The organism is Citrobacter portucalensis, from assembly GCF_023374935.1.
GTDB lineage: Bacteria > Pseudomonadota > Gammaproteobacteria > Enterobacterales > Enterobacteriaceae > Citrobacter > Citrobacter portucalensis.
In genome coordinates, this window is the sequence record NZ_CP092466.1 from 770,506 (window position 1) to 797,416 (window position 26,911).

Sequence of the window (26,911 nt, forward strand, 5' to 3'; positions counted from 1 at the left end):
CATTGTTAACTGCCTGCAGAAATGACGTTGTAAGAAACATGTTGAGCGATTGGAACGTGCTCCATTAGGAAACGCAAAATACCGGCAGGAGTCGCCGGTCTGAGAGGGACGTATGGGTGACAGTTTTCAGAATGAAGTGCCGACGGCACGCGTTAATATTAAGTTAGATTTACACACCGGAGGCGTTCAAAAGAAAGTTGAATTGCCTTTAAAACTACTAACTGTCGGTGATTTCAGTAATGGCAGAGAGCAGCGACCATTATCTGAGCGTGAAAAGATAGATATTAATAAAAATAACTTTAACGATGTGCTGGCCAAGTTTTCACCAGTGGTTAATTTAAGTGTTAAAAATACGTTAGCTGATGATGACAGAAAGGACGATATTAACCTTACCTTTAAGAATATCCGCGATTTTGAACCTGAGCAGGTCGCACGAAATATCCCACAATTACGTGTTCTGTTGGCTATGCGTAACTTACTACGTGACCTGAAATCTAACTTACTCGATAACGCTGCTTTTCGTCGCGAGCTGGAAACAATCCTTAAGGATCCAGCCCTGAGTCAGGAATTGCGTAATGAGCTGGCAACTATGATGCCAGAAGAGATTTAACGCTCTACAGGGTTTCCTCCGCTAAATCGGCAGGAATAGTAAAGGAACATAAAAGGAATATGTTGATGTCTGTTCAGGAACATACCTCTTCAGCCGCGACCACCACGACCAGTGAACGCAGTGTTTATCAGTCCCTCTTTGACAAAATTAATCTTTCCCCCGTCGCGTCATTAAAAAATGTAGATGCGTGGCAGAGTGATGAAGCGCTTTCTGATGCCGCTCCGGCGGAGCGTGTGACCGCTGCTATTCAGGTTCTGGTCTCATGTCTGGCGGATGCCGCACAACCCTTAGAACGCCTGGATAAAACGCTACTCGATGAGCAGATTGCTCGTCTGGATAAGCAGATTAGCGATCAGGTTAATGAAGTTATGCATCATGCTGAATTTCAAAAACAAGAATCACTCTGGCGTGGTTTGCATTCAATGATCTCTGGTATCGATTTTCGCCGAAATGTCCGTGTCGAAATGATGGATGTCAGTAAGGATGCGCTGCGTGATGATTTTGATGACGCGCCGGAACTTATCCAGAGTGGGTTATATCGTCATGTTTATATTGAAGAATATGACCAGCCAGGTGGCGAACCTATTGCGGCAATGATTTCAGCGTACGAATTTGATAACAGCCCGCAGGATATCGCGCTGCTGCGCAACATTTCTGGCGTATCGGCAGCCTGCCATATGCCATTTATTGGTTCAGTTGGGCCGAAATTCTTCCTGAAAGAAAATATGGAAGAGGTCGCAGCCATAAAAGATATCAATGATTATTTCGAACGTGCTGAATACATCAAATGGAAAGCATTTCGTGACAGTGATGATTCACGCTATATCGGATTAACTATGCCGCGTGTACTCGGGCGTTTGCCGTACGGCCCTGATACCATTCCTGTGCGCAGCTTTAACTATGTCGAGGAAGTTAAGGGCCCGGATCACGAAAAATATCTGTGGACCAGCGCATCTTTCTCTTTCGCTGTGAATATGGTGAAAAGTTTTATCAAGAATGGTTGGTGCGTCCAGATCCGTGGACCACAGGCGGGTGGCGCGGTTAAAGATTTACCTATCCATTTGTACGATCTGGGGACGGGTAATCAGGTGAAAATCCCGTCTGAAGTGATGATCCCGGAAACTCGTGAATTTGAATTCGCCAACCTCGGTTTTATTCCACTTTCTTATTATAAGAATCGTGATTACGCCTGCTTCTTCTCTGCTAACTCGGCTCAAAAACCTGCACAGTTTGATACCCCGGAAGCAACAGCTAACAGCCGAATTAACTCACGTTTGCCGTATATCTTCCTGCTTTCTCGTATTGCTCATTACCTGAAAATCTTGCAGCGAGAAAACATTGGTACGACCAAAGATCGCCGCCTGCTTGAGCTTGAACTAAACAACTGGTTACGCAGTCTGGTAACCGAAATGACCGATCCTGGCGATGATTTGCAGGCTTCACATCCGCTTCGTGATGGGCGTGTCGTGGTGGAGGACATTGAGGATAACCCGGGTTTCTTCCGCGTGCGCCTGTACGCCATCCCGCATTTCCAGGTTGAAGGTATGGATGTCAGCTTGTCGTTAGTTTCACAGATGCCTAAGTCGAAATCTTAACGGCGTAATGCACAGGAGGTGCGATGAAGATCTATCGTCCGTTATGGAGCGAGGGGGCTTTTCTGGCTCCCCAACAGTTTCAGCAACAGACACGTTGGGATGCTTACGTTGCTGACGTTGTTGCTCACATGTCACTTTCATCACCGTGGGGCGTCATCAGCGCGGAGTTTGATGAAAGTGCGCTAACGGTTTCCCGTTTGAATCCCGTTAATCTGGTTGTGCGCTTTCCTGACGGTACGTTAGTGGACACAGGTATTTCAGATAACCTGCCTCCAGCGTGTGATTTATCGCATCTTACTGGCTACAGCAGCGTTGATATCGTGCTGGCATTGCCGCTACTTTCAGCTAATGGCGGTAATCTTTCATCAGGCAATGGTGTCAGCCGTCCGTGTCGTTGGCAGCAGGAATGGCTGCCGGTTCAGGATCTCTCCGGTCAGGAACGGACTGATATGGCAGTGCTGCGGCATGCTATCACCCTCCGGTATGCCCATGACGATAACAGCGCTTACCTGACTTGTCCGATAGCTTGCCTTATTCGTAATGCTCAGGGGCAGTGGGAACTGGGGCGTGATTTTTTACCCCCATCGCTTTCACTCTCAGCTAGCCCCTTATTAATCAATTCGCTCAGTGATTTGGTGCATCGTATCCAGGCTCGTTGTCGCCGCCTGATGGCCTTGCGCCGAGAAAGCAACGAACGAATGGCGGATTTTGCAGTAGCAGATGTTTCGTTGTTTTGGCTGCTGAATGCGCTTAATAGCTCGGAGCCTGTTCTGAAAGAAATGCTGCAAAACCCAGGCCGTCACCCCGAACTTTTGTGGCGTGAGCTGGCGCGGTTAGCGGGCAGCCTGCTGACCTTTTCATTAGAAAATGATGTCAGCGTTGTGCCTCCATACCAGCACGCCAATCTGCAGCAGGTATTCCCACCCCTGTTTGCACTCCTGGTGGAACTGCTGGAGGCCAGCCTGCCATCTCGCGTTGTCGCTATTGAACTGACGCAGGAGAGACAGTTCTGGTATGGCGCTCTGTCGGATGCCCGACTGCGTGAAGGTGCTGATTTTTACCTGTCCGTTCGCTCGGGTCTCCCCGCACATGTCCTCCTGGCGCAATTTCCACAGCTCTGTAAAGCAGGGAGCCGGGCAGATGTATCTGATGTCGTCAATGTGGCACTTAGCGGTATTCCATTAAAACCGCTGACGCATGTACCTGCAGCCATCCCGTTACGACTGGAAAATCAATACTTTGCTCTTGAGATTAATCATCCAGCAGCCCAGGCCATGCTGGACGCCGGTAATTGCGCTTTCTATGTGCCGGGAACACTGGGAGATATTCAACTTGAGTTATTCGCTGTATTAAGGGATTGAAATGTATAAGGATATTGATCAGGTATTCTGGCCAACCTGGCTTGCTGTCAGCCAGTTACGCGGCGGATCGGAAGTCGACGATGGGGCGGCTTTCTATCGCCGGGCCTGCCAATGGGTTGATTCTGCGCGTGAGACATTGCGTGACATGGGGTACAGCGAACACAGCGTTGAACACATGCTCTACACGCAATGTGCGTTACTGGATGAAAGCGTGTTGAACCGCAACCGGCAGGATAGCGGTTATATTACTTGGCTTGCGACACCTTTACAGGCCCGCTTTTTCAACACCACCAATGCCGGGGAAGAACTCTGGGAGCGCATCCGGTCTGTGCTGCGTGAGCCCGTTCCTGATACCGCCGTAATAACCTGCTTTTATCGCGCAATCACGCTCGGTTTTGTTGGGCGCTATCGTGAGCAAGGTGACGAACGTCGTGAAGATGTTCTTGAGGCGCTGGCGGCTCAGGCGAAGCCTTTTAAGTTAACGCACGATGCGCCCGTAATCATGCAGGCGTCCGGTTTCTCTGGCAGTAAGCGTCGCTGGTGGCAGGCATGGATTGTCGGCGCGGTGGCGTTGGGGGCTTTGTGGTTAACATTTTCTCATGTCTTACAAGGGCTGGTTGCTCAGCTTATTGGGCAGGGCTAAAACATGGCTCAGTTGCGAGGGATCGTTAACTATGTGCTGACAGCTGTGCTGGCTTTGTTGCTGGTTTGGGGATTCAGTCCGTTAAGTACGGGTGTCCGGGGCGGCCTGAGCGTCTTTATTTTATTGTTTTCCATTCCAGGGATCGTTTACGGATGGCGTCAATATGGCCAGTTGAGATCAGCGCATTCCGAGCATGAAGTTCCGCTCCCTCCGGAGAGTTTCAGTGGGCCAGTTGTGCTCGTGTGTGGCGATAATGCCCCCTTGTTTGCCGGACGCAGCGGTTCTTGCGAGAGCTCGCAGGGCTGGTATTTATCTGTCCAGTCCCCTGAGCATTACATTGCTCTGGTTCGTCAGATAGCTGCTCAGCGTCCTGGGCTTCTTATGCGCGTCTCCGTAATGCTGGCATTAACTCCGGAACGGCATACTGATGAAGATGCGCTTAAGCACATACTGCTCAGTTGGCGGCGAGTGGTGACCCAGAGTCGGCGTTGGTTATCAGGTGTACCGCCGTTTTGGTTGTGTTGTTGGCTGAATTCTCCTCAATGTAATGAGGCTGTACGCTGGTTTATTCGAACCCCTCAGGATGCAGAAGTGCAGTCGGCTACGGGATTAGACGACTTTGCTCCTTTCTCTTCGCAAGAGAGCCCAGCCCGCCATTTTCATCTTACACATGCAGTGTGGTTAGATAATTTACTGGGCTGGCTGAAGAAGGTACAAGGCGATACTGAACACCATGCTCTGCCTGTTTTCTTTGCATTACGGGTTGTGTGTTTCACCTCATCAGCGGTCTGCGAAAATAACCTCTGGCAACGTCATATCATTGCTCAAACAACGCTTTCCCCTGCGGCGTCAGTAGCGCCCGCACTGCTACCTTTTCCAGATTTAGCATTGCCATTCTTATCCCGCCGTCGGGCGTTGACAGCATTTCAACGGACGGTGGGCGTAAGTGGTCTGTTATGCGGCATTTTCATCGGAATGGCGATGGCATGCAGCTTTATCAATAACCAACATCTCATCAGGATCACAAACGATCACCTGATGCTATACCGCGAACTTAGCGGTAATCCCGCCGAGCCAAAGATCCTGGCCCAGGATCAACTTCGTCGTGATGCGCAACTCCTTGAGCGCTGGTATCAGCGTGGCGAACCACTTTCTCTTTCAATGGGACTGTATCAAGGAATGAGATTGCTCCCCCCTTTGCAGGTTGCCATCAGCGACTGGCTGCCACCTGAAAAACCAAAAGTGACCTCTCCGCAAACCGTACGCCTGGACAGTATGTCGCTGTTTGATACGGGCAAATGGGCGTTAAAAGCAGGCTCAACAAAAGTACTCATTGGGGCTTTGGTCAATATCAAAGCCAAGCCCGGTTGGCTGATAGTCATCGCCGGACATACCGATGATGTGGGTGACGATAAATCTAATCAGCAGCTCTCTCTCAAACGCGCGGAATCTGTTCGCGACTGGATGCGTGATACCGGTGACGTCGCGGAGAGTTGTTTTGCCGTTCAGGGTTACGGCGAATTACGTCCCTACAAAAACAACGATACGCCGGAGGGTCGGGCTGCCAACCGCCGTGTAGAGATCAGTCTGGTACCGCAGGCTGATGCCTGTCGGGTGCCGGGCATGAAGGAACCGTCACCGCAAAGCGGTGACGCATTAGCGAAGTAAAAATGGAGAAAGAGTTATGGCAATTCCAGTCTACCTTTGGCTGAAAGATGACGGCGGCGCGGATATTAAAGGCTCTGTTGATGTAAAAGATCGTGTGGGCAGTATCGAAGTGGTGGCACAGGAACATAACCTGTACATCCCTACCGATAACAATACAGGTAAGTTGACCGGTACGCGCATCCATACCCCGTTCCTTTTCACTAAGGAAATCGATGCCTCCAGTCCATATCTGTACAAGGCTGTAACCACCGGTCAGACCCTGCGCCAGGCAGAGTTCAAATGGTATCGCATCAATGACGCGGGTCAGGAAGTGGAATACTTCAACACCACTCTGCACAACGTGAAAGTGGTGAAAGTAAACCCTGTGATGTACGACATCAAAGATCCCGCTAAAGAGAAGCATAACCACCTGGAACAGATTGAACTGCGCTACGAGAAGATCGTCTGGACGTATAAGGATGGCAACATTATCCATTCTGACGCCTGGAACGAGCGTACCACCGCGTAATGCACTAACGGATGAGGATTTCCTCATCCGTTTTTTTTTATGCCCTCTGCTAAGCGTCCGGGGCGGGGTTTAGCAGAGAGTATCAACGTCACTATTACCTTATGGGCATTGGATTACGGCCACGGGCGGTAGCGTGCCTGAATACAGGGAGCCAGGAAGCAAATGGAACACCAGTCAGCAGTGTTATTACGACGTCTCAACCCCTATTGCGCCCAGGCGCTCGAAGCGGCGGCATCGTTATGTCAGACGCGCGCGCATGCAGAAATCACTCCCGAACACTGGTTACTGAAGCTGTTGGAGCAGGGGGAGGGCGATATTACTGTCATTGCTCGTCGTTATGAATGGGATATCGATAATCTCTGGCAATCGCTGCTGAAGCATCTGGATGTTCAGCCGCGTTCCGTGAAAAGCCGCCCGCAGTTGTCTGATGCGCTCCTTTCTTTAATGCAACAAGCGTGGTTGTGTGCCGCAACGGATGAAAATTCGCAGATACGTGGTGTGCATCTACTGATGGCGCTGGTGGGAAAGCCTTCGCTACTGAAGTGTGATGGCCTGTGGCCGCTTCTGAGTACCGGACATACTCAACTGGAAAGACTCCTGCCGCTATTAAATTCCCAGTCGGATGAACGTCCGGAAAGGCAGCAGGAAGCCTCTCTGGTGCAGGTTTCTCCTGATGATGAACCGCGTCCTGGCCTGGCTGAATCGACGTTATCGCCAGCATTACAAGGCGTGCTCGATAAATTTACGCTGGACGTGACCGCGAAAGCGCGTGCCGGCGATATCGACCCGGTATTTGGTCGCGATAATGAAATTCGGCAAATGGTGGATGTACTGTCCCGTCGGCGAAAAAATAATCCCATTCTGGTCGGGGAACCCGGTGTCGGCAAAACCGCTCTGGTGGAAGGTCTGGCGCTGCGTATTGCTGAAGGTAACGTGCCGGATAGCCTGAAATCAGTAACATTACGCACGCTGGATCTTGGGCTGTTACAAGCAGGTGCCGGGGTGAAAGGTGAGTTTGAGCAGCGGTTAAAAAATATCATTGATGCCGTTCAGCAATCGCCAACGCCTGTTCTGCTCTTTATCGATGAAGCACACACCATTATTGGGGCCGGTAATCAGGCGGGAGGCGCTGACGCAGCTAATCTGCTAAAACCCGCTCTGGCCAGAGGTGAATTACGAACCATCGCGGCGACCACATGGAGTGAATATAAACAGTATTTTGAGCGCGATGCTGCGCTGGAGCGGCGTTTTCAGATGGTTAAAGTGGATGAGCCGGATGATGACACTGCTTGCTTAATGCTGCGTGGTCTGAAATCACGCTATGCAGAACACCATGGCGTTCACATCACCGACGAAGCGGTTAAAACTGCTGTTACGCTCTCTCGCCGCTATCTTACCGGGCGACAATTACCCGACAAAGCCGTCGATCTGCTGGACACCGCAGGTGCAAGAGTGCGGATGAGCCTTGATACCGTTCCGGAACCACTGACGCGTTTGAAGTCTGAGATCACCGCGCTTGAAATTGAAAAGCAGGCATTGCTTGCAGACCTCGCGGTAGGAAATGGTCAGCATGGTGAAAGGCTGGCCACCATTGAACAGCGGGAAAATCGTCTGCTAGTCGAACTGGATGAACGCGAAACCCAGTATGGTCAGGAATTAACGCTCACTGAGCAACTGCTGGCCAGCCGCCGTGATATTTCTCGTCAGGCGGAAACGGTTGAATTGCAACTGCAGCTAAGTATGCTTCAGCAGGGCCATCCTTTGCTGTTTCCGGATGTAGACGCGCGCACCGTTGCTACGGTAATTGCCGACTGGACCGGTGTACCATTGTCATCATTAATGAAGGACTCCCAGGCAGACTTGCTGACGCTTGAAACCCAGATGGGAGAACGCGTTGTCGGGCAGGATTATGCGTTGAATACTATCGCACAGCGGCTGCGGGCATCAAAAACAGGACTTACGCCGGAAAACGGCCCACAGGGTGTGTTCCTGCTTACCGGGCCGAGTGGAACCGGCAAAACGGAGACGGCGCTGGCCCTGGCTGACATTCTGTTTGGTGGTGAAAAATCGCTGATCACGATTAATCTGTCTGAATATCAGGAGCCGCACACCGTGAGCCAGCTAAAAGGCTCACCTCCAGGATATGTGGGTTATGGTCAGGGAGGGATCCTGACCGAGGCGGTGCGAAAACGCCCCTATAGCGTGGTACTGTTGGATGAAGTAGAGAAAGCGCATCGCGACGTCATGAATCTGTTTTACCAGGTATTTGACCGTGGTTTCATGCGTGACGGCGAAGGCCGTGAAGTTGATTTTCGCAACACTGTTATTTTGATGACCTCCAATCTTGGTGGCGATGCAGTGATGCAACTGCTGGAAGAACAACCGGAAACCACAGAGTCTGAGTTGCACGAACTGCTGCGCCCACTTTTGCGCGATCACTTCCAGCCAGCGCTACTGGCCCGCTTCCAGACGATTATCTACCATCCGCTCAGTGAATCTGCGTTACGTACGATTGTACAAATGAAACTGGATCAGGTTAGCCAGCGATTACTGCGTCATTACGGCATCACCACAACGATATCCGAGAACCTTTTTGATGCCCTGACCGCCGCTTGCCTGCTACCGGATACGGGGGCAAGGAATATTGATAGTCTACTCAACCAACAAATTTTACCTGTGCTTAGCCAGCAGTTGTTAACGTATCTTTCCCAGCAGCAAAAACCTCAGCAACTCACTTTAAGTTGGAATGATGAAGAGGGAATTGAACTGATAATTGATAGCGAGTGAAAAATAAAACCCAGTGATAATACTAGCGCTGGGTTTTACTTTGTATCGGGATATGCTTTGCGCTAAAGGACTAAATATGGATGGTGCTAAAGATCTTGCAAAAGATATGCTCGAAGCTATTAACGTTGATGATTCTGGGTTTATAGCTGCTTTGGCTAAAGGGCTTATATCATTTCCTGTGAGTATGGGATATCTGGCCTACGATTTTATGGATACAGAACATCGCAGAACGAATGAAGATGATAAATACAGGTTTGCCAGACTTCTTAATAAAGCAAAGCTAAATAAGGAGTTGATAGGTCAGGTTATTGATATCTTTATTAGTGATTTTTCTTCGCGACTGGACGTTGCTTTAATGACGGAGAAAATTGTTGGGAGTAGTGCTGGAAGGATAATTTTCTCAGAACTAACTGGCGTTAAAATTGGGGCTGTTATTTCTAATCGGTTAGTCACAGCATTTTTTTCAGGTGCTCTTATAGGCTCGCTTCTTACGTTGGGAGCGGAAGTATCCAGAGCAATCTATACATCTCGCTATCTGGCTGCAAGGAGTCCGGGTAATTATCAGAAATTGAAAGATATGGGGGATCTGGATTTGCTTTATTTTCTGATAGAAGATCTTGTTTCACCTTTTGAAAAAGCAATTGAACTTCACAATGCAAATGAAGTGTTTTTTAATGAGGTTTGCCAATGTTTTCTGGACGGTTTGGGAAGTTTAGAGAAGTAGCTATATATTTAATGTATTATTTTTCATATCTGCTAGGTAATATCTTATGCATGTTTGGTATTGCCTTTTCCATTTGGTTTTTCTTCATTTCTGACGATGGGTTTAGATATTTATGGGGCATGGGAAATTTTTTATTGATCGTTTTAGGGTATTTTGTGATGAAATTTGGCTGGCCTCATGTGCGTAGTAATTGGGATGATTATCTGTAATTTTTATTTAATGGGGAACTGCGCCGATCAGTTTTTATTATGATTTTATAAGCGCGTAAATATAGTTTATTAAATAGAGTTAACTCTATGAATATGGAACTAACAACATCAGGGCCTACGCTTAACCGCTACAGCTTAACGATCCCTTCATGCCTGTATGCACTGGATGTGTTGCGTTTTGAGGGACTGGAGCAGTTAAGCGTTCTCTACCATTATTCAGTCCGTTTCATCAGTAGTATTGAGTTTGAGTTATGAAGAGCGAATGACTCTGGAGTTTAATGATGAGTAAACGTAACGATATTATTGAACCTTCCGAGTGGACATTGGATCGTAAAACAGGGCTTGTTTACAGCGAAATATTGGGATGGATAGATATAGGCCATGCACAGGGAAGTGATATTAAAAACCTACTGTCAGATATAAAACGAGGTGAATCAAGTCGTGATGGTTATTATGACGTCACCTATAGCCAAAAGATGTTTGTATATCATCGCCAGTTTGGTACAGGAAAGTTTGTTAAGTGGCGTATCAAACAAGGTTTATCTGCATGTGAGAAAAATAGCGTTGCGTTAGCCATGATGATGACGACGGCACACTTGTTTGAAAGTTTGCAATCTAATTGGCGTTTTAGTTGGTATACCGACAGTGGGTTCAGCGGTGAGGATCTTACCTCCGATCTTTTAGGCTTCTACCGGGCAATCCTTCCTTCAGACTATCAGTCAAGACTGAGGCTTGTCAGTAAAGAGCAGGCCCTGAGTAGATGGGATTATTATGGGCCGATAGGCAATTATAAAAATAAAGGATTTTTACCATTACTGTTTCCAGCCCCCAAGGATAACTGTGCTGTCCATAAACCCTATAAAGGGCAGCTGCCTTCATTTATGACATGGGTGCAACCGTGGAGTGATTTCACTTCTGGTCGGGTAGAAATTATCGCCGGGGATGGCGGTTATTATTCATTTTTGTCGAGGTGAATGGTAATGAGCTACTATAAAATAATACTGGTGATGATTATTTTGATTTTCTTGTCACCGCTGTTAATACCCTGGCCAGATAAATTAGAATATCGGGAAAGCGATCTTTTTGACTACTATTTCTATACTGATGTTGATATCAAACAGACTCCAAGGATATCAAATAATTATCGCTTTGAATATATTTCTCCTGATGGAAGTACACGGGAAACAAACCTTGTTGTTTTTTACGGTGGTGATGTGGGAATTATTCGTGATTATCTAACAGGTCTTGGTTTTCATCTTTATGATTATAGTGATAATGGAAGAGAAGAACTTTGGATATCAAATGATAATCGTCGATTTACTTTTTCTATTGTTACTAACAAGAAAAAAGATTTGGTCAGTTTAATAAAAACAATGCGTTGAGGGTAAGTTTTTGCTCTGGAAATGGCTCTTTATAAAATTACAGGGGTTGAATATATGGGGATGGGTGAATCACTTGGCGGCGGGATATCATTTATATCTGAAAATACGCTGAATCGTTATCAATTGTATATCCCTTCATGTAAATCGATACTGGATGTTATTAACTTTAATGGTACAGAGGAAATGAGTTCGCTGTATCGATACGTAGTACATTTTTCCAGCCAGGATAAAGATATTGCGGCCGAATCGATACTTAGAAAATCAACGACATTGACTATGGGAATGGGGAAGTTAAGTGAGTTAACTGCCCGTAAAATGGTACATGGTATTGTGACATCTTTCCATCGTATCAGTGGTTCAAAAGACCAGGCAATTTATCAGATAATCATTGAACCCTTTGTCGCGTTGCTGAAAAACCAATTTCGTACACACCGTTTTTTTATTAATATGTCAGTTCCGGAAGTTGTTACTAAAATTTTACAAGAGCATGGTTTAAAAGACTGGGAATATAATTTTGATTTAGTAATGGAATATCCCAAAAGAGAGCAAATTAATCAGTATCAGGAGAGTGATCTGGTTTTTATTGAACGCCTGCTCTCTGAGGTTGGGATTTTCTTCTTCTTTAGGCTTCAGCCTGATGCTGGCACCGAGGTGATCTATTTTGCTGACAAACAAAGCGCATGGGAGTTTGGCAAAACATTACCGCTGAATAGTCCCTCCGGAATGAATGACAATGGCATCGACTCAGTCTGGGATATTCAGTTCCAACAGTCTGCGGTGCAGGCATCGGTTACTGCCGGGGATTATAACCATCGCCAGGCTCAGAAAATATTATTTTCTGCACAAACCGATATGACTTACGGTGAAGGTGACGGGGTGACTTACGGGGATGTTTACCACTATCGCCCACGCCATCTTGAAACGGGTGATAAGGTTTCGCCGGCGCCTGAAACAGGGAATTTTTGGGCGCGTCTGGAACATGAGCGTTATCTCTCCTCACAAGCGACAATCACTGGATTATCAACCGATGTAAGCCTCAGCCCGGCTCAGGTCCTGAATATTACGGAATCGACACCTGTCCCAACGCTTCCTGCCAGTGTGCGTAACAGCTTGCTGGTTACGGCGGTTTCATTCAGCGCAAGTCGAAAGGAAGCGCTACAAGTGGTGTTGATGGCGACCATTTACAGTGAAACGCGCTGTTGGAGACCTCCACTCAAACCGCGGCCAGTGATTAGCGGCACGCTAATGGCACGTGTTTCAAGCCCGAAAAAGAATGATGAATATGCTCATTTAAATCAGAGCGGGCTTTATTGGGTTAAGTTTGATGCGGACCGCGATGCTAAACAACAGGGCTACGAAAGTATGCCAGTACGCCTGGCCAAACCCTACGGCGGCGACACTTATGGTATTCACTTCCCGCTGATACAGGGTACAGAAGTGGCGGTGGCGTTCCATGAAGGGGACCCGGACCGGCCCTATATCGCCCATGCGCTGCATGACTCCCGGCATCCGGACCACGTGACACAGGCAAACCATACCCGCAACGTCATCCGCACGCCCGCGAACAACAAGCTGCGCATGGAGGACAAACGGGGTGAGGAACACGTCAAGCTCAGCACCGAGTACGGAGGGAAGACACAGCTTAATCTGGGGCATAACGTGGATGCGGGGCGTGCGCTGCGGGGAGAGGGGGCCGAGCTGCGCACCGACGACTGGGTGGCGGTACGCGGAGGTAAAGGGGTTCTGATAACTGCAGAGATGCAGGCGGAAGCTGTAGATCGGATGCTGGAGATGGACGGTGTGATACGTCAGCTTGAGCAGGCGTTGTCACTGGCAAGGAGCCTGCAGCGGTCAGCGGAGACGGCAAAGGCAACGGCGGGAGACACTGCGAGCCAGCAGACGCTGAATGATGCGCTGGAGGAACTGGCTCAGCCGGGTCTTATTCTGCATGCGCCAGCGGGCGTAGGGATGATGAGTGCGAAGGCCGTACGGGTGTCCTCGGGCACGGACAGCGTGGGAATAATGTCGGGGCACAATACGGACATCAGCACCGGCAGGTCGTTTACGGTGGCGGCGAGCGATACGGTAAGCCTGTATGCGCAGGGACAGGGAATGCAGCTGTATGCGGCAAAGGGAAAAGTGGATCTTCAGGCCCAAGATGATGAAATGGGGGTGACGGCGAAGAACGATATTACGGTAAGCAGCACAGAGGGGAAAATCACCGTGAATGCGAGCGAGGAGCTCTTGCTAAGCTGTGGCGGGGCGTATATCCGGCTGAAAGGGGGGAATATCGAACTGGGATGCCCGAAGAACATTCTGCTGAAGTCAATGAATGTGCAGAAATTAGGGGCTACAAGTCTAAATACGCCACTAGAGGAGTTGCCGCGAGGATTTTGTGAAGGATTTACAGTTAAAAATAAAGAAACAGGTAAGCCTGTACCTTTTGTCCAATACCGGATTACCACTGGTGAGGGAAATGTTTATGAGGGTGTTTCAGATCAATATGGCAAAACAATGCCAATATATACGGCAGCCCCAACAAAACTAAAAATAGAACAAGTAAAAAAAGGTAATTCATAAAATGTGGTTTATGAGGTGAGGGTATGAACTGTAATAATGTTAATAGATCTTTTGTTGCACTCCTTTCTATTTTTTTTATTGTATCGTGTAAGAGTTATGATGTAAGAATGCTAGAGGCAATGTCTGAGTCTGGCGATCATAAGGCTCAGGGCAATCTTGGCTTTATGTATCAATATGGTTATGGTGTTCGGGCAAATTATAATGAGTCTTTAAAGTGGTATAAACTTGCGGCAAGTGATGGTGATCCTCTTGCTGAAGGTACTGTAGGCAGGCTTTATTTTGAGAAACAAGATTATAAAAATGCTCTTCCTTGGTTTAAAAAATGTGCCTTACATGATATCCAATCTGGTACAAAAAGAAAAACGGAACAGGCTATTCTTGCTTGTCAGGGAATGGTTGGCACAATGTATTTATATGGACAAGGCGTTCCAGTAAATAAACCGGAAGCTAAAGTATGGCTGAAAAAGGCAGCAGATCAAGGAGAAGGGTCTGCACAATGCTATGTAGGTGATTTTTATTATCTCGATCGGGATTATAAATCAGCCTATCCTTATCTCCAAAGTGCCTTGGAGAAGGGTTGTGCGAATGCAGCAAAATACTTGAGTGATATGTACAATAATGGCTTTTTTGTAGAAAAAGATAGTCAGCGATCGAAAGAATTATATGAAAAGTATCTCCGTCTCAAGAGTTATGACTAGGATGTCATATTCGTAATTTACATAATTAAATTATAGATGACAGGAGTTGGAATCCATCCATGTCATCTGACTGTGTATTCGGTAGATTATGTTTATCCCATCTCAGATGTTCTTAACTTAAAGTAACGAAAAGGAATTCTAATTATGGCAGAAGTGACAACATCTACTCAGTGCAAATATCCTGATTTTTTTATAGAAAATGAGGCATTCGATTGGGTAGAGTTCCAGTTAGTGGACGAATTAGGTGATACCGTAGCCAATATGGAGTGGTTTGCCGAAAATGAGGCTACAAGGTGCGATTTGATTCCACGCTATACTGGCTATAGTGATGCCAATGGAATAATAAAGATTAAAGATATACATCCATTGCCTTTGACTTTAAAAATCCAGTCTCAGCCATTGGTTGATGAGATGGAGAACCGAGCCTTACGGTTTGAAAGAGATGAGGATAATTCAAAGGTCAAAAAACTCTCCTCTGAGAATAACTATGGATATCAATATGTCAGGGTCGGACAACTCTGCAATGTCAGACCCACACTAGATAAATGGGATGGAATTGTTCTACCAGAATTCCATTTCCCTTTGGATAAAACGTATAAAGGCGTTACCGTTCATGTGGCGGATCTTAATAAACGTACAATGATCGAAATTTGTCCATTCCGTGCATGGACATTAATCTTGCATCACACAGCGAGTTATTCTCTGACTAATGCTTACAACCTGGGGATTATGGCCGATTTGGCTTACAGTTATGACTCGGAAACTGACCGTAATTCGGTATATGGATTCTTTTGTATTCAATGTCTGGATCTGTCGTCAATTCCCGTTTTGGAAGATGGAAAACATCGATTCCCTGCTATTGTCACCGATGTCCCTTTTCGTGAACGGCATTCTAAACCCATTTTTATAGATACGGCAGATGAAGAGGAAGGGGAAACTCAGCTATTTTATGTTACGACGAAAACGCAGGGGATTGTGGCCTGGCGTGGTACAGAGATGAGTAAGCTCAGTGATTTATGGACAGACGCAAGTTTTATGCCGGTAGAGTGTTTTGATATTGTTCCTGAAGGGAAGATTCACGGTGGTTTTTTACAGGCATACCAGGTCGCAAAGAAAAATTATTCTGAGATATTTAGGCAAATTAAGGATGATGGAAAACAATTGGAGCTATTCATCTGCGGGCATAGTCTGGGAGGTTCGCTTGCGCTGATTCACTGCGCAGAAATAAGAGATCTTAATCCGTTGCTGTATACATATGGTATGCCAAGGACATTAACTGCTTCTGCCGTTAAATATTTAACAAATCTCACCCATTTTCGTCATGTTAATGACGCAGACACCATTCCAAGCGTTCCGCCTGATGCGAATCTTGATAACTGGTTTTATGACTTATGGGGACCAGTAGGTGGCACGCTGGGTTTTTTCTGGTCGGTAATAGAACTCATGCCTCAAGCGCTAGGGTTGAAGTTTTGGGAATGTTTTTGGCATCATGGAAGTATTGCCGTATTTTTTAACACCACCCAAACGACGGAATGGAAGGAGTGTAAGGTACCCAACAACTCTTCTTCATGCCGCAGGATTCGTAAACGTCTTCCCATCGAGACCAGATTGTATTTGGTTCCTGAACTTATTTTAGAGGCCAGTCAAAAGGCGAATGAAGCACAAAAAAGATTCACTCAATTATTAACAATGATGGATAAAGAAGACTGGTTTCCTCCCTATACTAACCCTGATTTAGATCATGCGACGAACGTTGGCAGGCATTCCATGCCAGATCAATATTTGAGTTATCTTAATAACCAACTAAAAGAATGTACTCAGCCAACATTGACCATGATGAGGAGAATCAACAGAGAGAAATTTTTAAAGCAAATGAAAACGTATGAGAGTAGTTCCCCGGTGGAAGAGTTTACAAGAAATAGTGCTTTCATTGAGATTCATGATGTAGTCGCATCGACGCTGGATATGACGCGTGGAGTTAAGGGAGGAAATGAAGCCTTGGAATATATAAAGCCACTTAACTTTGAGGAGTTTGAGCTATGATTGAAAAATGCTTTATTTTAACTTTAGTGCTTATGTTATCGGGCTGCGCTTCAGAGCGGAACCGGACATTATCTCCTCCAGAGGATACCCAATGGGTCACAGTAGGAGTCAACGTCCCTGAAGAACTTATGGTGCTTCCTTTGGCGGTAATTTATCGTTCAGAAATATGTAAACGCACCCGGCATAATTCGTCCGGGGAAGCTTATGAAGTTCCCGGGTATAACTCAATGGAATTTCCATTATCCCAAAAAGATAGTATAAAGAATTTCTATGATGTGAAACTTGCCCGGCAAGGCGGAGGGCGTTGTCAATGGCATCTGTCTGTGGCAGATATACTGTTGCAATACAAAAATACCCTACAGTTTGGTCAGGGTACAGAGTCGGTAAAAAGTAGAATCAGGCTGGAATTTGATTACCTTGCGGCGAATCAAGGTGGTTGGCATCAAAGGATCAACAGTGATGGCTTGATTTCAAAAGATTATTTTCCATATTTAACTGAGGATTTTATTGGTGGTTATGACAAAGCTATATGGATATATAATGGAAAAATGGACGAGCGGTACTCTGCGTTAAATATAAATTCGATTACATTTTATCCCCTGTTGCATTCAGATAAATTAATAAGGAGCATAGGCCCGAAAAAGAAAGAGAAAGGAGCTTATAGGACGTTGATTTATCCTGATGGTACGACGATTCCGATAACTGAAGCCTTTCCTGATATTGATGTATTGAAGAAATTTATAAAGTGATGAAGGGCAGAGCAATCGCTCATATTATTACAAATACAAATCTCTTTATTCATTTCAACTGATTTAAGTTAACTGGCTGTTCATGGATTAAAATCTTTGTCGAGGGATTGGCATATGATATGGACATATTTTTTCGCACCACTGGTAATGTTATCGGGCTGCGTTTCAGAGCGGAACCGGACATTATCCTCCCAGAAGATACTCAATGGGTCATGGTGGGAGAACCATGTACCTGAAGAGCTGGTCGTGATGGCAGGGTTATATTAGATGAATATTGATGTGGGGATATTCGTGAAGAAACTTGGTAAACCGTATCGAGAAATTTATAGCTAAGGCTTATAGGAGTGGCTGTAGCTTACATATTACCAGCTCCAGAACAAAATATTACGGCCTCATTTAATTATAATATTCATTTGTATAAATAATGACTTTTTTATTGGCACACGCCAAAGGAATTCACACTGCGCAGGAAAACGGTTGGATGGGAATGAGTGTGCTGAGATGTTTTATTAACATCAGGTATTAATAAGTTTTGATGTGCTAATTAAGTTTGTTAGATGGAATTCTCTTTATTAAACGGAGTTAATGCTATGAATATGGAAATAACATCCGGGTCCACGCTTAACCGCTACAGTTTAACGATCCCTTCATGCCCGCATAAACTGGATGTGGAGCGTTTTGAGGGACTGGAGCAGTTAAGCGTCCGTTACCATTATTCAGTCCTTTTTACCTGCAGTGCTTCAGAGCTGACAGCCGGTATGTTCCTGAACCAGCCGGCATTGCTGGTCATGAAAGGCGGGGAATTACTGTATGCCCAGCCCGTGAAGTTCGTCCACGGCGTGGTGACCCATTTCCGGCGTCTGACGGGGTCGCGCGACCAGGTCAGCCATGAAATCATCATTGAGCCCTATCTCTCTCTGCTGGATAAACAGTTCCGTACGCACCGCTTCTTCATAAACAAATCGGTGCCGGAAGTGGTGGGTGAAATCCTGCAGGAGCATGCCCTGCACGGCTGGGAGTATGAATTTACGCTGACGCAGAGTTATCCGAAGCGTGAACAGATAAATCAGTATCAGGAGAGCGACCTGGCGTTCATTGAGCGTCTGCTGGCGGAAGTGGGGATATTTTACTTCTTCACGATGCAACCGGACACGCGGACGGAAGTGGTGCATTTTGCAGACCAGCAAAGCGCCTATGAGTTTGATAAACGGCTGGCGCTGGACAGCCCGTCAGGGATGAGCGACAGCGGGGCGGACTCCGTCTGGGGACTGAACATTGTGCACCAGATGGCACCGGCGGGAGTGACGACAAAAGACTATAACCACCGAGAAGCGCAGAAGGTGCTGCAGTCGGCGAGGGCGGATATCACCGGCGGCGAAGGCGAGGAAATGCGCTATGGCGAGGTGTATCACTACAAACCGCGTCATCTTGAAACCGGGGAGGCCTCTTATCCTGCGCCGGAAACCGGGAACTTCTGGGCGCGACTGGACCATGAGCGTTTTCTGGCAGAGCAGACGCTGATAACGGGTTTCAGCACGGATGCAGGGTTGCGTCCGGGACAGGTGCTGACGATAACGGACAGCAGCGTGCCGTCGACGCTGCCGGGCGTGCTGCAGCAGCCGGTGGTGGTGGTTCGGGCGGGGTTCAGCGGCAGCAGGAAGGATGCGCTGAGAGTGTCGCTGGCGGCGGTCCCGTACAGTGAGACGCAGTGCTGGCGTCCGGCACTGAAGGCAAGGCCGAAGGTCAGCGGCACGCTGACAGCTCGGGTCAGCAGCCCGAAGAGCGGGGATATCTACGCGCATCAGACGGCGGAGGGGCTGTACCGGGTGAAGTTCGATGCAGACCAGGACAGCAAACAGCAGGGTTACGAGAGCATGCTGCTGCGCCTTGCCAAACCCTACGGCGGCGACACTTACGGTATTCACTTCCCGCTGATACAGGGTACAGAAGTGGCGGTGGCGTTCCATGAAGGGGACCCGGACCGGCCCTATATCGCCCATGCGCTGCATGACTCCCGGCATCCGGACCACGTGACACAGGCAAACCATACCCGCAACGTCATCCGCACGCCCGCGAACAACAAGCTGCGCATGGAAGACAAACGGGGTGAGGAGCACGTCAAACTCAGTACCGAGTATGGCGGGAAAACGCAGCTGAACCTGGGGCATAACGTGGATGCGGGGCGTGCGCTGCGGGGAGAGGGGGCCGAGCTGCGCACAGACGACTGGGTGGCGGTACGCGGCGGTAAAGGGGTTTTTATCACTTCGGACAGGCAGAGTGAAGCTTCGGACAGGATGCTGGAGATGAAAAATGCTGCCGCGCAAATGGTTCAGGCGCTGTCTGTGAGTGATGCCCTGGCGAATGCTGCCGATATCGCACAGGCGTGGCCGGCAGACTCAGATACAGCAAAGGCACTGAATACAGCGTTAAACAATCTTACTCAGCCAGGGATTGTGCTCAATGCACCGGAGCACATAAGCATCAGTAGTCCGAAGTCGGTGCGTCTGTCCTCAGGCAGTGAAAGCGTGGGGCTGGTCGCGGGTGGTAATACAGATATCAGCGTGATGAAGAAATTTACTGCCGTGGCCGGGGAAGCCATCAGTCTGCTGGCCCTGAAGCTGGGTATACGTTTATTTGCCGCAAAGGGGAAGGTTGAAATCCAGGCCCAGGATGACGGGATAGATACCGTGGCGAAAAAGGACATTACCATCACAAGCGTGGAGGGCAAAATGTTAGTGACGGCAGCCGACGAACTGGTGCTGAACTGCGGAGGAGCCTATATCAAACTCAGCGGAGGTAATGTGGAGATAGGCTGTCCGAAAAATATTCTGCTCAAATCTATCAGCGTGCAGAAATTAATGGCTGCTGATTATGACCTGCCAAAACCAGAGTTACCGAAAGGATTTAATGATTTCTTTATCGCCAAAGATGAGGATTCCGGAGAGATTATGCCTTTCGTACCTTATCGAATTAAAACAGGAGAGGGAAACGTATATGAGGGGGTAACGGATGCCGAAGGTAAAACCATTACCGTATATACCGCACAGCCTGAATCTTTAGATATCGAATTACTTTGATTTTTTAATTTTAAACAGGGAGGTATTTATGGCAACAGGTGAAGAGAAAACTAAAACGTCTGCGCAAGGCTCAGGAAAAGTTGTTAAAGGTAAATACGAACCGGAAATTTATCTCCACCCTGGTAGCGCGACAGTACTTTGTGTTGACGCAATTGCTGAAAAAACAATTAAGGAGGAGCATTACTTTTTATCAGGGTTACTGGAAAAACAGCTACAGGCAAAGAAAGATCTTGATGAAGCCAATTATGCGGCAATTTTACAGGCTGATACCGTACCAGAAAGACAGCTTCAGAGTAAGGTAACAGAAGCATACGCCGCACTCAATAAAGCCAATAAAGCATTTCGCCAGGAATTAATGACTCTCACGGCCAATGTCCCTGAAGGGGAACTTTTGGATGAAAAAATGAAGGAGAGTGCTATTGGCATTATGGAGTTAATTCCCCTTAATAAAAACTCTGTCACTGGATTCAAAAAAACTTATATTCGTTCTGAAAAAATCAAAGAAGATTGGCGTAGATATAAGCTTAGCAATGTTGACAAAAAAACAGGCGAAGCCAGCTTTATTAAGTACCATGACAAAAACATTTCCGTGCAAGATGAAAATGGTAAAACTGTTAATAAAACTGTACGTCAGGCGAAAATAGACCCCCAGGAGCTAAAAAAACAGCTGAAAGAAGCCTCTGTTAAGTTCAAGTTTGATATTTGTGAAGATAGCAACATTATTGTCAGCGATTGGGCAAAAGAGATGAATAAATCGCTGTCCTGGCCGAAGGGGGGGAATGCTGATGAGTCTGTCTATCATCAGTATGTTGATATTAGCGCTCAGGCCCAGCTCATGCGATTTAGCCATGGCGCAGGGATATCCGCGGAATTTAATCCACTAAAGGGTAAGGTTGAAGGGAAATTAGAGGGGCACGCCAGTTTTGCGTTAGGTGAAGCGAAAGCAGAAAGCACTTTATATGTTCCGGACAGGCTAGGCATCAGTCTGCTGTTTCCGGCAAAAGCCGATACCCCGCAAACGCCAGGCGGTATCTGTAATATGGGGGCGCTGCGTTTTGCCCTGAAAATGGTGTTGTCCGGCAGTGTCGGAGCCAGTGTGGCAGTTGAGGTTGGCGCAACGCTCGACTGGAGCGGTGAAATGGGCAAAGGTTACGGTATTAAAGGCCGTCCAGCGGAGCTTCCTCCCCCGCCGCTACCGGGCAAACGAACAATTAACTTACATACTCCGGAAACACCTGAAGCACAGGGCGGAGGAGAAATTGGCGCTTTTGTGGGTGCCCAGTTCGGGGGCAATATCAGCGGCGCCATAGAATGGTTCGACCCGCATCCTGACGACACGCCTCCGGCTAACATCGAGAAGACGGACGATAAGACCATTGTCAGTAAAGAACGGAAATTTGCGGCAATTGCGAAGCTGGAAATGGGGGTATCGCTACAGGCGGGTGCCGGGGGAAGCGCGGTTTTCTACGTCACCTACATCCAGGGGCGTTTTCGTATTTATTGCAAAGCGGCATTTTGCTGGGGAGCCGGTGCAAAGGGGAGTCTGGGGTTTGAGGTTGATGGCGGCTGCTATTTAGCCTTTATGAAAAGTTTTATGTACATGCTACGCAACGTTGATTATCAGAAGTTAGCCGACATGATGAAATTAGACGCCTTTCAGACATTATGCGCGATCCCCTTAATTATGGCGGCCCGCAGCGTCCAGGCGGCGGTTGCTATGGTGGATCAGGGAAAAGATATTATTGATAATTTACGCAAGGATTTAACCGAGGAAAATAACCGGGTTAAGCTGATGGAGAGTGTGCTGAATAACCCGGATCAGTTTAAATACTCGCCACCGGAAACCAAAGGCGCGCTGATTGCGCAGCTAATGGATATTAATTGGGCAGACCCTCTCGACCCGCGAAATCAAAACAATAATCCGCTCACGTTTAACGCCTGGAAGTTAGGGCCAATGAAACGCCGTAAGCAGGCCATCTTCCTGGCATTGAAATGGGTGCAGAGTAAAGCGGATTACGACAATGTTATGCAGCATATTACTGAAAGTCCAGGGGCGACAAAAGGTGACCGCCTTAAAAATGAGCAGACGGTAATTACATTCCTCTCGGATGGTGAGAATGATTCTATATTTTTTACCCATTACGGTAAGAAACTACCTGAGTTATATAGCAATCTGCCTGACCGCGTTGCACCGGAAGAACCGTTCAAACCTATATCCGATAAATTAATGGATCAGTATTTAGCGTTGATTGACCAGCAGCAGACATATGACCCCATGAGTGATGATGGACAGACCAGAACGGTTTAATTAAGGATATCAAAATGAATAGACATTACTGCGCTGCGCTATTAGTAACAATAGCATTTTGTAATGGCTGTGATAACAGCACCAGTGCGGAAAACCAGCAGCTCACGCAGGCGCTGGTGAAGCGCTCGCTGGATAATATGGTCCCGGTCTCGGGCGGTGAGTTTTTAATGGGGGACTTTGGTCCGCTGATTTGGGAAAAATTGCCCTTCAGCTCGAACCAGGATGATAAATACCTGCATAAGGTCAGGCTGAGTGACTTTATGATTGGCAAATATAAGGTCACGCATAAAGATTATAATGAGTATATTAAAATCACCCATCGGAAAAAACTCGTTTACCTGTGGGGGGGGAAACTACTGGCGGATGATGTGTCCGTCAGCGTCCCCTGGCAGATGGCCAAAGACTACTGCCTGTGGCTGGGTAAAATGTCGGGAAAACGGGTGGATTTGCCCACTGAAGCGCAGTGGGAATACGCGGCCCGCTCCCGGGGACAGTATTTGCCCTATGCCACCAGTAACGGAAAAATAGAAGAGGGAGTCAATGTCCCAACCTCTGATGAAATATTAAAAATGAATGATATGGGATTTCCTTTCTACCCGGTCGGGAAATATCCCCCTAATCCACTGGGATTGTATGACATGGGACTAAGTGGTCAGGAGTGGGCTAATGACTGGTATGCGGCGGACTACTATGCGCACTCGCCGGTTGATAACCCACAGGGACCGGAGAGCGGCGACAGGAAGGTACAGAGGGGCTATGCGGGAGGGGATTATCAGTATGCCCTGACCATGTTTCGAGAGTCAGACTTCCCTTCTCCACTACGGGATGGGTACAAGACAGAAGATGACTTGTTTTCAGCTAGTTTTGTTTTTCGTTGCGTGGTGAATAACGGATGACGGCGCATATTCTGAAACTTCTTACCCCGGGAATATTTTTGCTGGCGCTGACCGGTTGTGATAACGGCACCAGTGCGGAAAGCCAGCAGCTCACCCAGGCGCTGGTGAAGCGTTCGCTGGATAATATGGTCCCGGTCACGGGCGGTGAGTTTTTAATGGGGGACTTCGGCCCGCTGATTTGGGAAAAACTGCCCTTCAGCATGAACCAGGATGATAAATACCTGCATAAGGTCAGGCTGAGTGACTTTATGATTGGCAAATATAAGGTCACTCATAAAGATTATAATGAGTATATAAAAATCACCCATCGGAAAAAACTCGTTTATCTGTGGAAGGGAAAGGTACTGGCGGATGATGTGTCCGTCAGCGTCCCCTGGCAGATGGCCAAAGACTACTGCCTGTGGCTGGGTAAAATGTCGGGGAAACGGGTGGATTTGCCCACTGAAGCGCAGTGGGAATACGCGGCCCGCTCCAGGGGACAGTATTTGCCCTATGCCACCAGTAACGGAAAAATAGAGCGCGGAGTCAATGTCCCAACCTCTGATGAAAAATTGAAAATGACTGGTACGGGATTTCCTTACTACCCGGTTGGGAAATATCCCCCCAATCCACTGGGGTTGTATGACATGGGACTAAGTGGTCAGGAGTGGGTTAATGACTGGTATGCGGCGGACTACTATGCGCACTCGCCGGTTGATAACCCGCAGGGACCGGAGAGCGGCGACAGGAAGGTGCAAAGGGGCTATGCGGGAGGGGATTATCAGTATGCCCTGACCATGTTTCGAGAGTCAGATTTCCCTTCTCCGCTTTTGGACGGGCGTAAGGCTGAAGATAATAAATTCCTCCCTAATTTTGTCTTTCGCTGCGTGGTGAATAACGGATGACGGCGCATATTCTGAAATTTCTTACCCCTGGAATATTTTTTCTGGCGCTGACCGGCTGTGATAACAGCACCAGTGCGGAAAGCCAGCAGCTCACCCAGGCGCTGGTGAAGCGTTCGCTGGATAATATGGTCCCGGTCGCGGGCGGTGAGTTTTTAATGGGGGACTTCGGTCCGCTGATTTGGGAAAAATTGCCCTTCAGCTCGAACCAGGATGATAAATACCTGCATAAGGTCAGGCTGAGTGACTTTATGATTGGCAAATATAAGGTCACGCATAAAGATTATAATGAGTATATAAAAATCACCCATAGCAAAAAGCTTACGTATGTATTTGGTGGAAAATTACTGGCGGATGACGTTCCCGTCAGTGTCCCCTGGCAGATGGCCAAAGACTACTGCCTGTGGCTGGGTAAAATGTCGGGTAAACGGGTGGATTTACCCACCGAGGCGCAGTGGGAATACGCGGCCCGCTCCCGGGGACAGTATTTGCCCTATGCCACCAGTAACGGAAAAATAGAGCGCGGAGTCAATGTTCCCACCTTTGATGAAAGAGCAAAAATGAACGATGTAGGGATATCGATTTACCCGGTCGGGAAATATCCCCCCAATCCACTGGGATTGTATGACATGGGACTAAGTGGTCTGGAGTGGGCTAATGACTGGTATGCGGCGGACTACTATGCGCACTCGCCGGTTGATAACCCGCAGGGACCGGAGAGCGGCGACAGGAAGGTACAAAGGGGCTATCCGGGAGGGGATTATCAGTATGCCCTGACCATGTTTCGTGAGTCAGACTTCCCTTCTCCACTTTTGAATGGGCGTAAGGCAGAAGATTATAGATTTTCTCCTAAATATGTTTTTCGCTGCGTGGTGAATAACGGATGACGGCGTATATTCTGAAACTTCTTACCCCGGGAATATTTTTGCTGGCGCTGACCGGCTGTGATAACAGCACCAGTGTGGAAAGCCAGCAGATCACCCAGGCGCTGGTGAAGCGCTCGCTGGATAATATGGTCCCGGTCGCGGGCGGTGAGTTTTTAATGGGGGACTTCGGCCCGCTGATTTGGGAAAAGCTGCCCTTCAGCTCGAACCAGGATGATAAATACCTGCATAAGGTCAGGCTGAGTGACTTTATGATTGGCAAATATAAGGTCACTCATAAAGATTATAATGAGTATATAAAAATCACCTATCATAAAAAGCTCACTTATATTGGTGGTGGAAAGTTACTGGCGGATGACGTTCCCGTCAGTGTCCCCTGGCAGATGGCCAAAGACTACTGCCTGTGGCTGGGTAAAATGTCGGGAAAACGGGTGGATTTGCCCACTGAAGCGCAGTGGGAATACGCGGCCCGCTCCCGGGGACAGTATTTGCCCTATGCCACCAGTAATGGAAAAATAGAAGAAGGTAAAAATATTCCAACCTTTGACGAAATAGCAAAAATGAATGATATAGGAGTACCCATTTACCCGGTCGGGAAATATCCCCCCAATCCACTGGGATTGTATGACATGGGACTAAGTGGTCTGGAATGGGCTAATGACTGGTATGCAGCAGACTACTATGCGCACTCGCCGGTTGATAACCCGCAGGGACCGGAAACCGGCGACAGGAAGGTGTTAAGGGGGTACTTAGGAGGAGATTATCAGGCAGCTCTAACCATGTTTCGTAAGTCGAACTTTCCATCTCCGCTTTGGGACGGGCATAAGGCTGAGGATAATAAATTCCCCCCCAATTATGGCTTTCGCTGCGTGGTGAATAACGGATGACGGCGCATATTCTGAAATTTCTTACCCCTGGAATATTTTTTCTGGCGCTGACCGGTTGTGATAACGGCACCAGTGCGGAAAGCCAGCAGCTCACCCAGGCGCTGGTGAAGCGCTCGCTGGATAATACGGTCCCGGTCACGGGCGGTGAGTTTTTAATGGGGGACTTCGTCCCGCTGATTGGGGAAAAATTGCCTTTCAACTCGAACCAGGATGATAAATACCTGCATAAGGTCAGGCTGAGTGACTTTATGATTGGCAAATATAAGGTCACGCATAAAGATTATAATGAGTATATAAAAATCACCCATCGGAAAAAATCGTTTATCTTTATTAAGTGAAGGCTGTGCTTTGAAGAAAAAGTGGCTGGCTTTTTTTTGATGTTTTTTATTAACTGTCGATTTGTTTTCTTTTTTTACTGGAG

General features: G+C 47.6%; 20 protein-coding genes and 1 pseudogene. All 21 read left to right on the top strand.

Annotation, left to right across the window (positions count from 1 at the left end; genetic code table 11):
• Positions 1 to 112 precede the first annotated feature (112 nt).
• Positions 113 to 610: a type VI secretion system contractile sheath small subunit gene (gene tssB / locus LY264_RS03765; protein WP_048225523.1), complete on the top strand. Its 498-nt coding sequence runs from the start codon at positions 113 to 115 to the stop codon at positions 608 to 610.
• A 65-nt stretch (positions 611 to 675) separates the two neighbouring features.
• Complete coding sequence (gene tssC / locus LY264_RS03770; protein ID WP_048225521.1) at positions 676 to 2,205, top strand: type VI secretion system contractile sheath large subunit; 1,530 nt, start codon at positions 676 to 678, stop codon at positions 2,203 to 2,205.
• 23 nt (positions 2,206 to 2,228) lie between these two features.
• Positions 2,229 to 3,566, top strand: coding sequence for a type VI secretion system baseplate subunit TssK (tssK, locus tag LY264_RS03775; protein WP_048225519.1), 1,338 nt, complete (start codon positions 2,229 to 2,231; stop codon positions 3,564 to 3,566).
• 1 nt (position 3,567) lies between these two features.
• On the top strand, positions 3,568 to 4,209 hold the full coding sequence (gene tssL / locus LY264_RS03780) for a type VI secretion system protein TssL, short form (RefSeq protein ID WP_048225517.1): 642 nt from the start codon (positions 3,568 to 3,570) through the stop codon (positions 4,207 to 4,209).
• Between the two features lie 3 nt (positions 4,210 to 4,212).
• Positions 4,213 to 5,877 carry an OmpA family protein gene (locus LY264_RS03785; protein WP_048225515.1) on the top strand — a complete coding sequence of 555 codons (1,665 nt, stop codon included), beginning with the start codon at positions 4,213 to 4,215 and terminating at the stop codon, positions 5,875 to 5,877.
• Between the two features lie 16 nt (positions 5,878 to 5,893).
• Positions 5,894 to 6,385, top strand: a complete 492-nt coding sequence (gene tssD / locus LY264_RS03790; RefSeq protein WP_003024437.1) for a type VI secretion system tube protein TssD — start codon at positions 5,894 to 5,896, stop codon at positions 6,383 to 6,385.
• A gap of 162 nt (positions 6,386 to 6,547) precedes the next feature.
• On the top strand, positions 6,548 to 9,172 hold the full coding sequence (tssH, locus tag LY264_RS03795) for a type VI secretion system ATPase TssH (protein WP_048225513.1): 2,625 nt from the start codon (positions 6,548 to 6,550) through the stop codon (positions 9,170 to 9,172).
• A 76-nt stretch (positions 9,173 to 9,248) separates the two neighbouring features.
• Positions 9,249 to 9,896, top strand: coding sequence for a hypothetical protein (locus tag LY264_RS03800; RefSeq protein WP_048225511.1), 648 nt, complete (start codon positions 9,249 to 9,251; stop codon positions 9,894 to 9,896).
• Between the two features lie 490 nt (positions 9,897 to 10,386).
• Positions 10,387 to 11,079 carry a hypothetical protein gene (locus tag LY264_RS03805; protein WP_048225507.1) on the top strand — a complete coding sequence of 231 codons (693 nt, stop codon included), beginning with the start codon at positions 10,387 to 10,389 and terminating at the stop codon, positions 11,077 to 11,079.
• A gap of 6 nt (positions 11,080 to 11,085) precedes the next feature.
• Positions 11,086 to 11,487 carry a hypothetical protein gene (locus LY264_RS03810; RefSeq protein ID WP_053069287.1) on the top strand — a complete coding sequence of 134 codons (402 nt, stop codon included), beginning with the start codon at positions 11,086 to 11,088 and terminating at the stop codon, positions 11,485 to 11,487.
• A gap of 54 nt (positions 11,488 to 11,541) precedes the next feature.
• Complete coding sequence (locus LY264_RS03815) at positions 11,542 to 14,067, top strand: type VI secretion system Vgr family protein (protein WP_128316987.1); 2,526 nt, start codon at positions 11,542 to 11,544, stop codon at positions 14,065 to 14,067.
• A gap of 23 nt (positions 14,068 to 14,090) precedes the next feature.
• Positions 14,091 to 14,765, top strand: coding sequence for a tetratricopeptide repeat protein (locus tag LY264_RS03820; protein WP_071692506.1), 675 nt, complete (start codon positions 14,091 to 14,093; stop codon positions 14,763 to 14,765).
• 144 nt (positions 14,766 to 14,909) lie between these two features.
• The gene (locus tag LY264_RS03825) at positions 14,910 to 16,808 is read left to right on the top strand and encodes a lipase family protein (protein WP_081365296.1); all 1,899 of its coding nucleotides are present in this window, start codon (positions 14,910 to 14,912) and stop codon (positions 16,806 to 16,808) included.
• Positions 16,805 to 17,557, top strand: a complete 753-nt coding sequence (locus LY264_RS03830; protein ID WP_071692507.1) for a hypothetical protein — start codon at positions 16,805 to 16,807, stop codon at positions 17,555 to 17,557. The genes LY264_RS03825 and LY264_RS03830 overlap by 4 nt, the downstream gene beginning before the upstream one ends.
• 590 nt (positions 17,558 to 18,147) lie before the next feature.
• Complete coding sequence (locus LY264_RS03835; protein ID WP_171845916.1) at positions 18,148 to 20,634, top strand: type VI secretion system Vgr family protein; 2,487 nt, start codon at positions 18,148 to 18,150, stop codon at positions 20,632 to 20,634.
• 28 nt (positions 20,635 to 20,662) lie between these two features.
• Positions 20,663 to 22,942, top strand: a complete 2,280-nt coding sequence (locus tag LY264_RS03840) for a hypothetical protein (RefSeq protein WP_240498916.1) — start codon at positions 20,663 to 20,665, stop codon at positions 22,940 to 22,942.
• A 14-nt stretch (positions 22,943 to 22,956) separates the two neighbouring features.
• Positions 22,957 to 23,838, top strand: coding sequence for a formylglycine-generating enzyme family protein (locus LY264_RS03845; protein ID WP_171845915.1), 882 nt, complete (start codon positions 22,957 to 22,959; stop codon positions 23,836 to 23,838).
• Positions 23,835 to 24,722, top strand: a complete 888-nt coding sequence (locus tag LY264_RS03850; protein ID WP_191225901.1) for a formylglycine-generating enzyme family protein — start codon at positions 23,835 to 23,837, stop codon at positions 24,720 to 24,722. Before LY264_RS03845 ends, LY264_RS03850 begins: the two co-directional genes overlap by 4 nt.
• Complete coding sequence (locus LY264_RS03855; RefSeq protein ID WP_220709279.1) at positions 24,719 to 25,606, top strand: formylglycine-generating enzyme family protein; 888 nt, start codon at positions 24,719 to 24,721, stop codon at positions 25,604 to 25,606. Before LY264_RS03850 ends, LY264_RS03855 begins: the two co-directional genes overlap by 4 nt.
• The gene (locus LY264_RS03860; protein WP_171845913.1) at positions 25,603 to 26,490 is read left to right on the top strand and encodes a formylglycine-generating enzyme family protein; all 888 of its coding nucleotides are present in this window, start codon (positions 25,603 to 25,605) and stop codon (positions 26,488 to 26,490) included. Before LY264_RS03855 ends, LY264_RS03860 begins: the two co-directional genes overlap by 4 nt.
• A pseudogene (locus LY264_RS03865) lies at positions 26,487 to 26,807 on the top strand (SUMF1/EgtB/PvdO family nonheme iron enzyme); the annotation flags it as partial. The gene LY264_RS03860 and the pseudogene LY264_RS03865, both read left to right, overlap by 4 nt.
• Between the last annotated feature and the right edge of the window lie 104 nt (positions 26,808 to 26,911).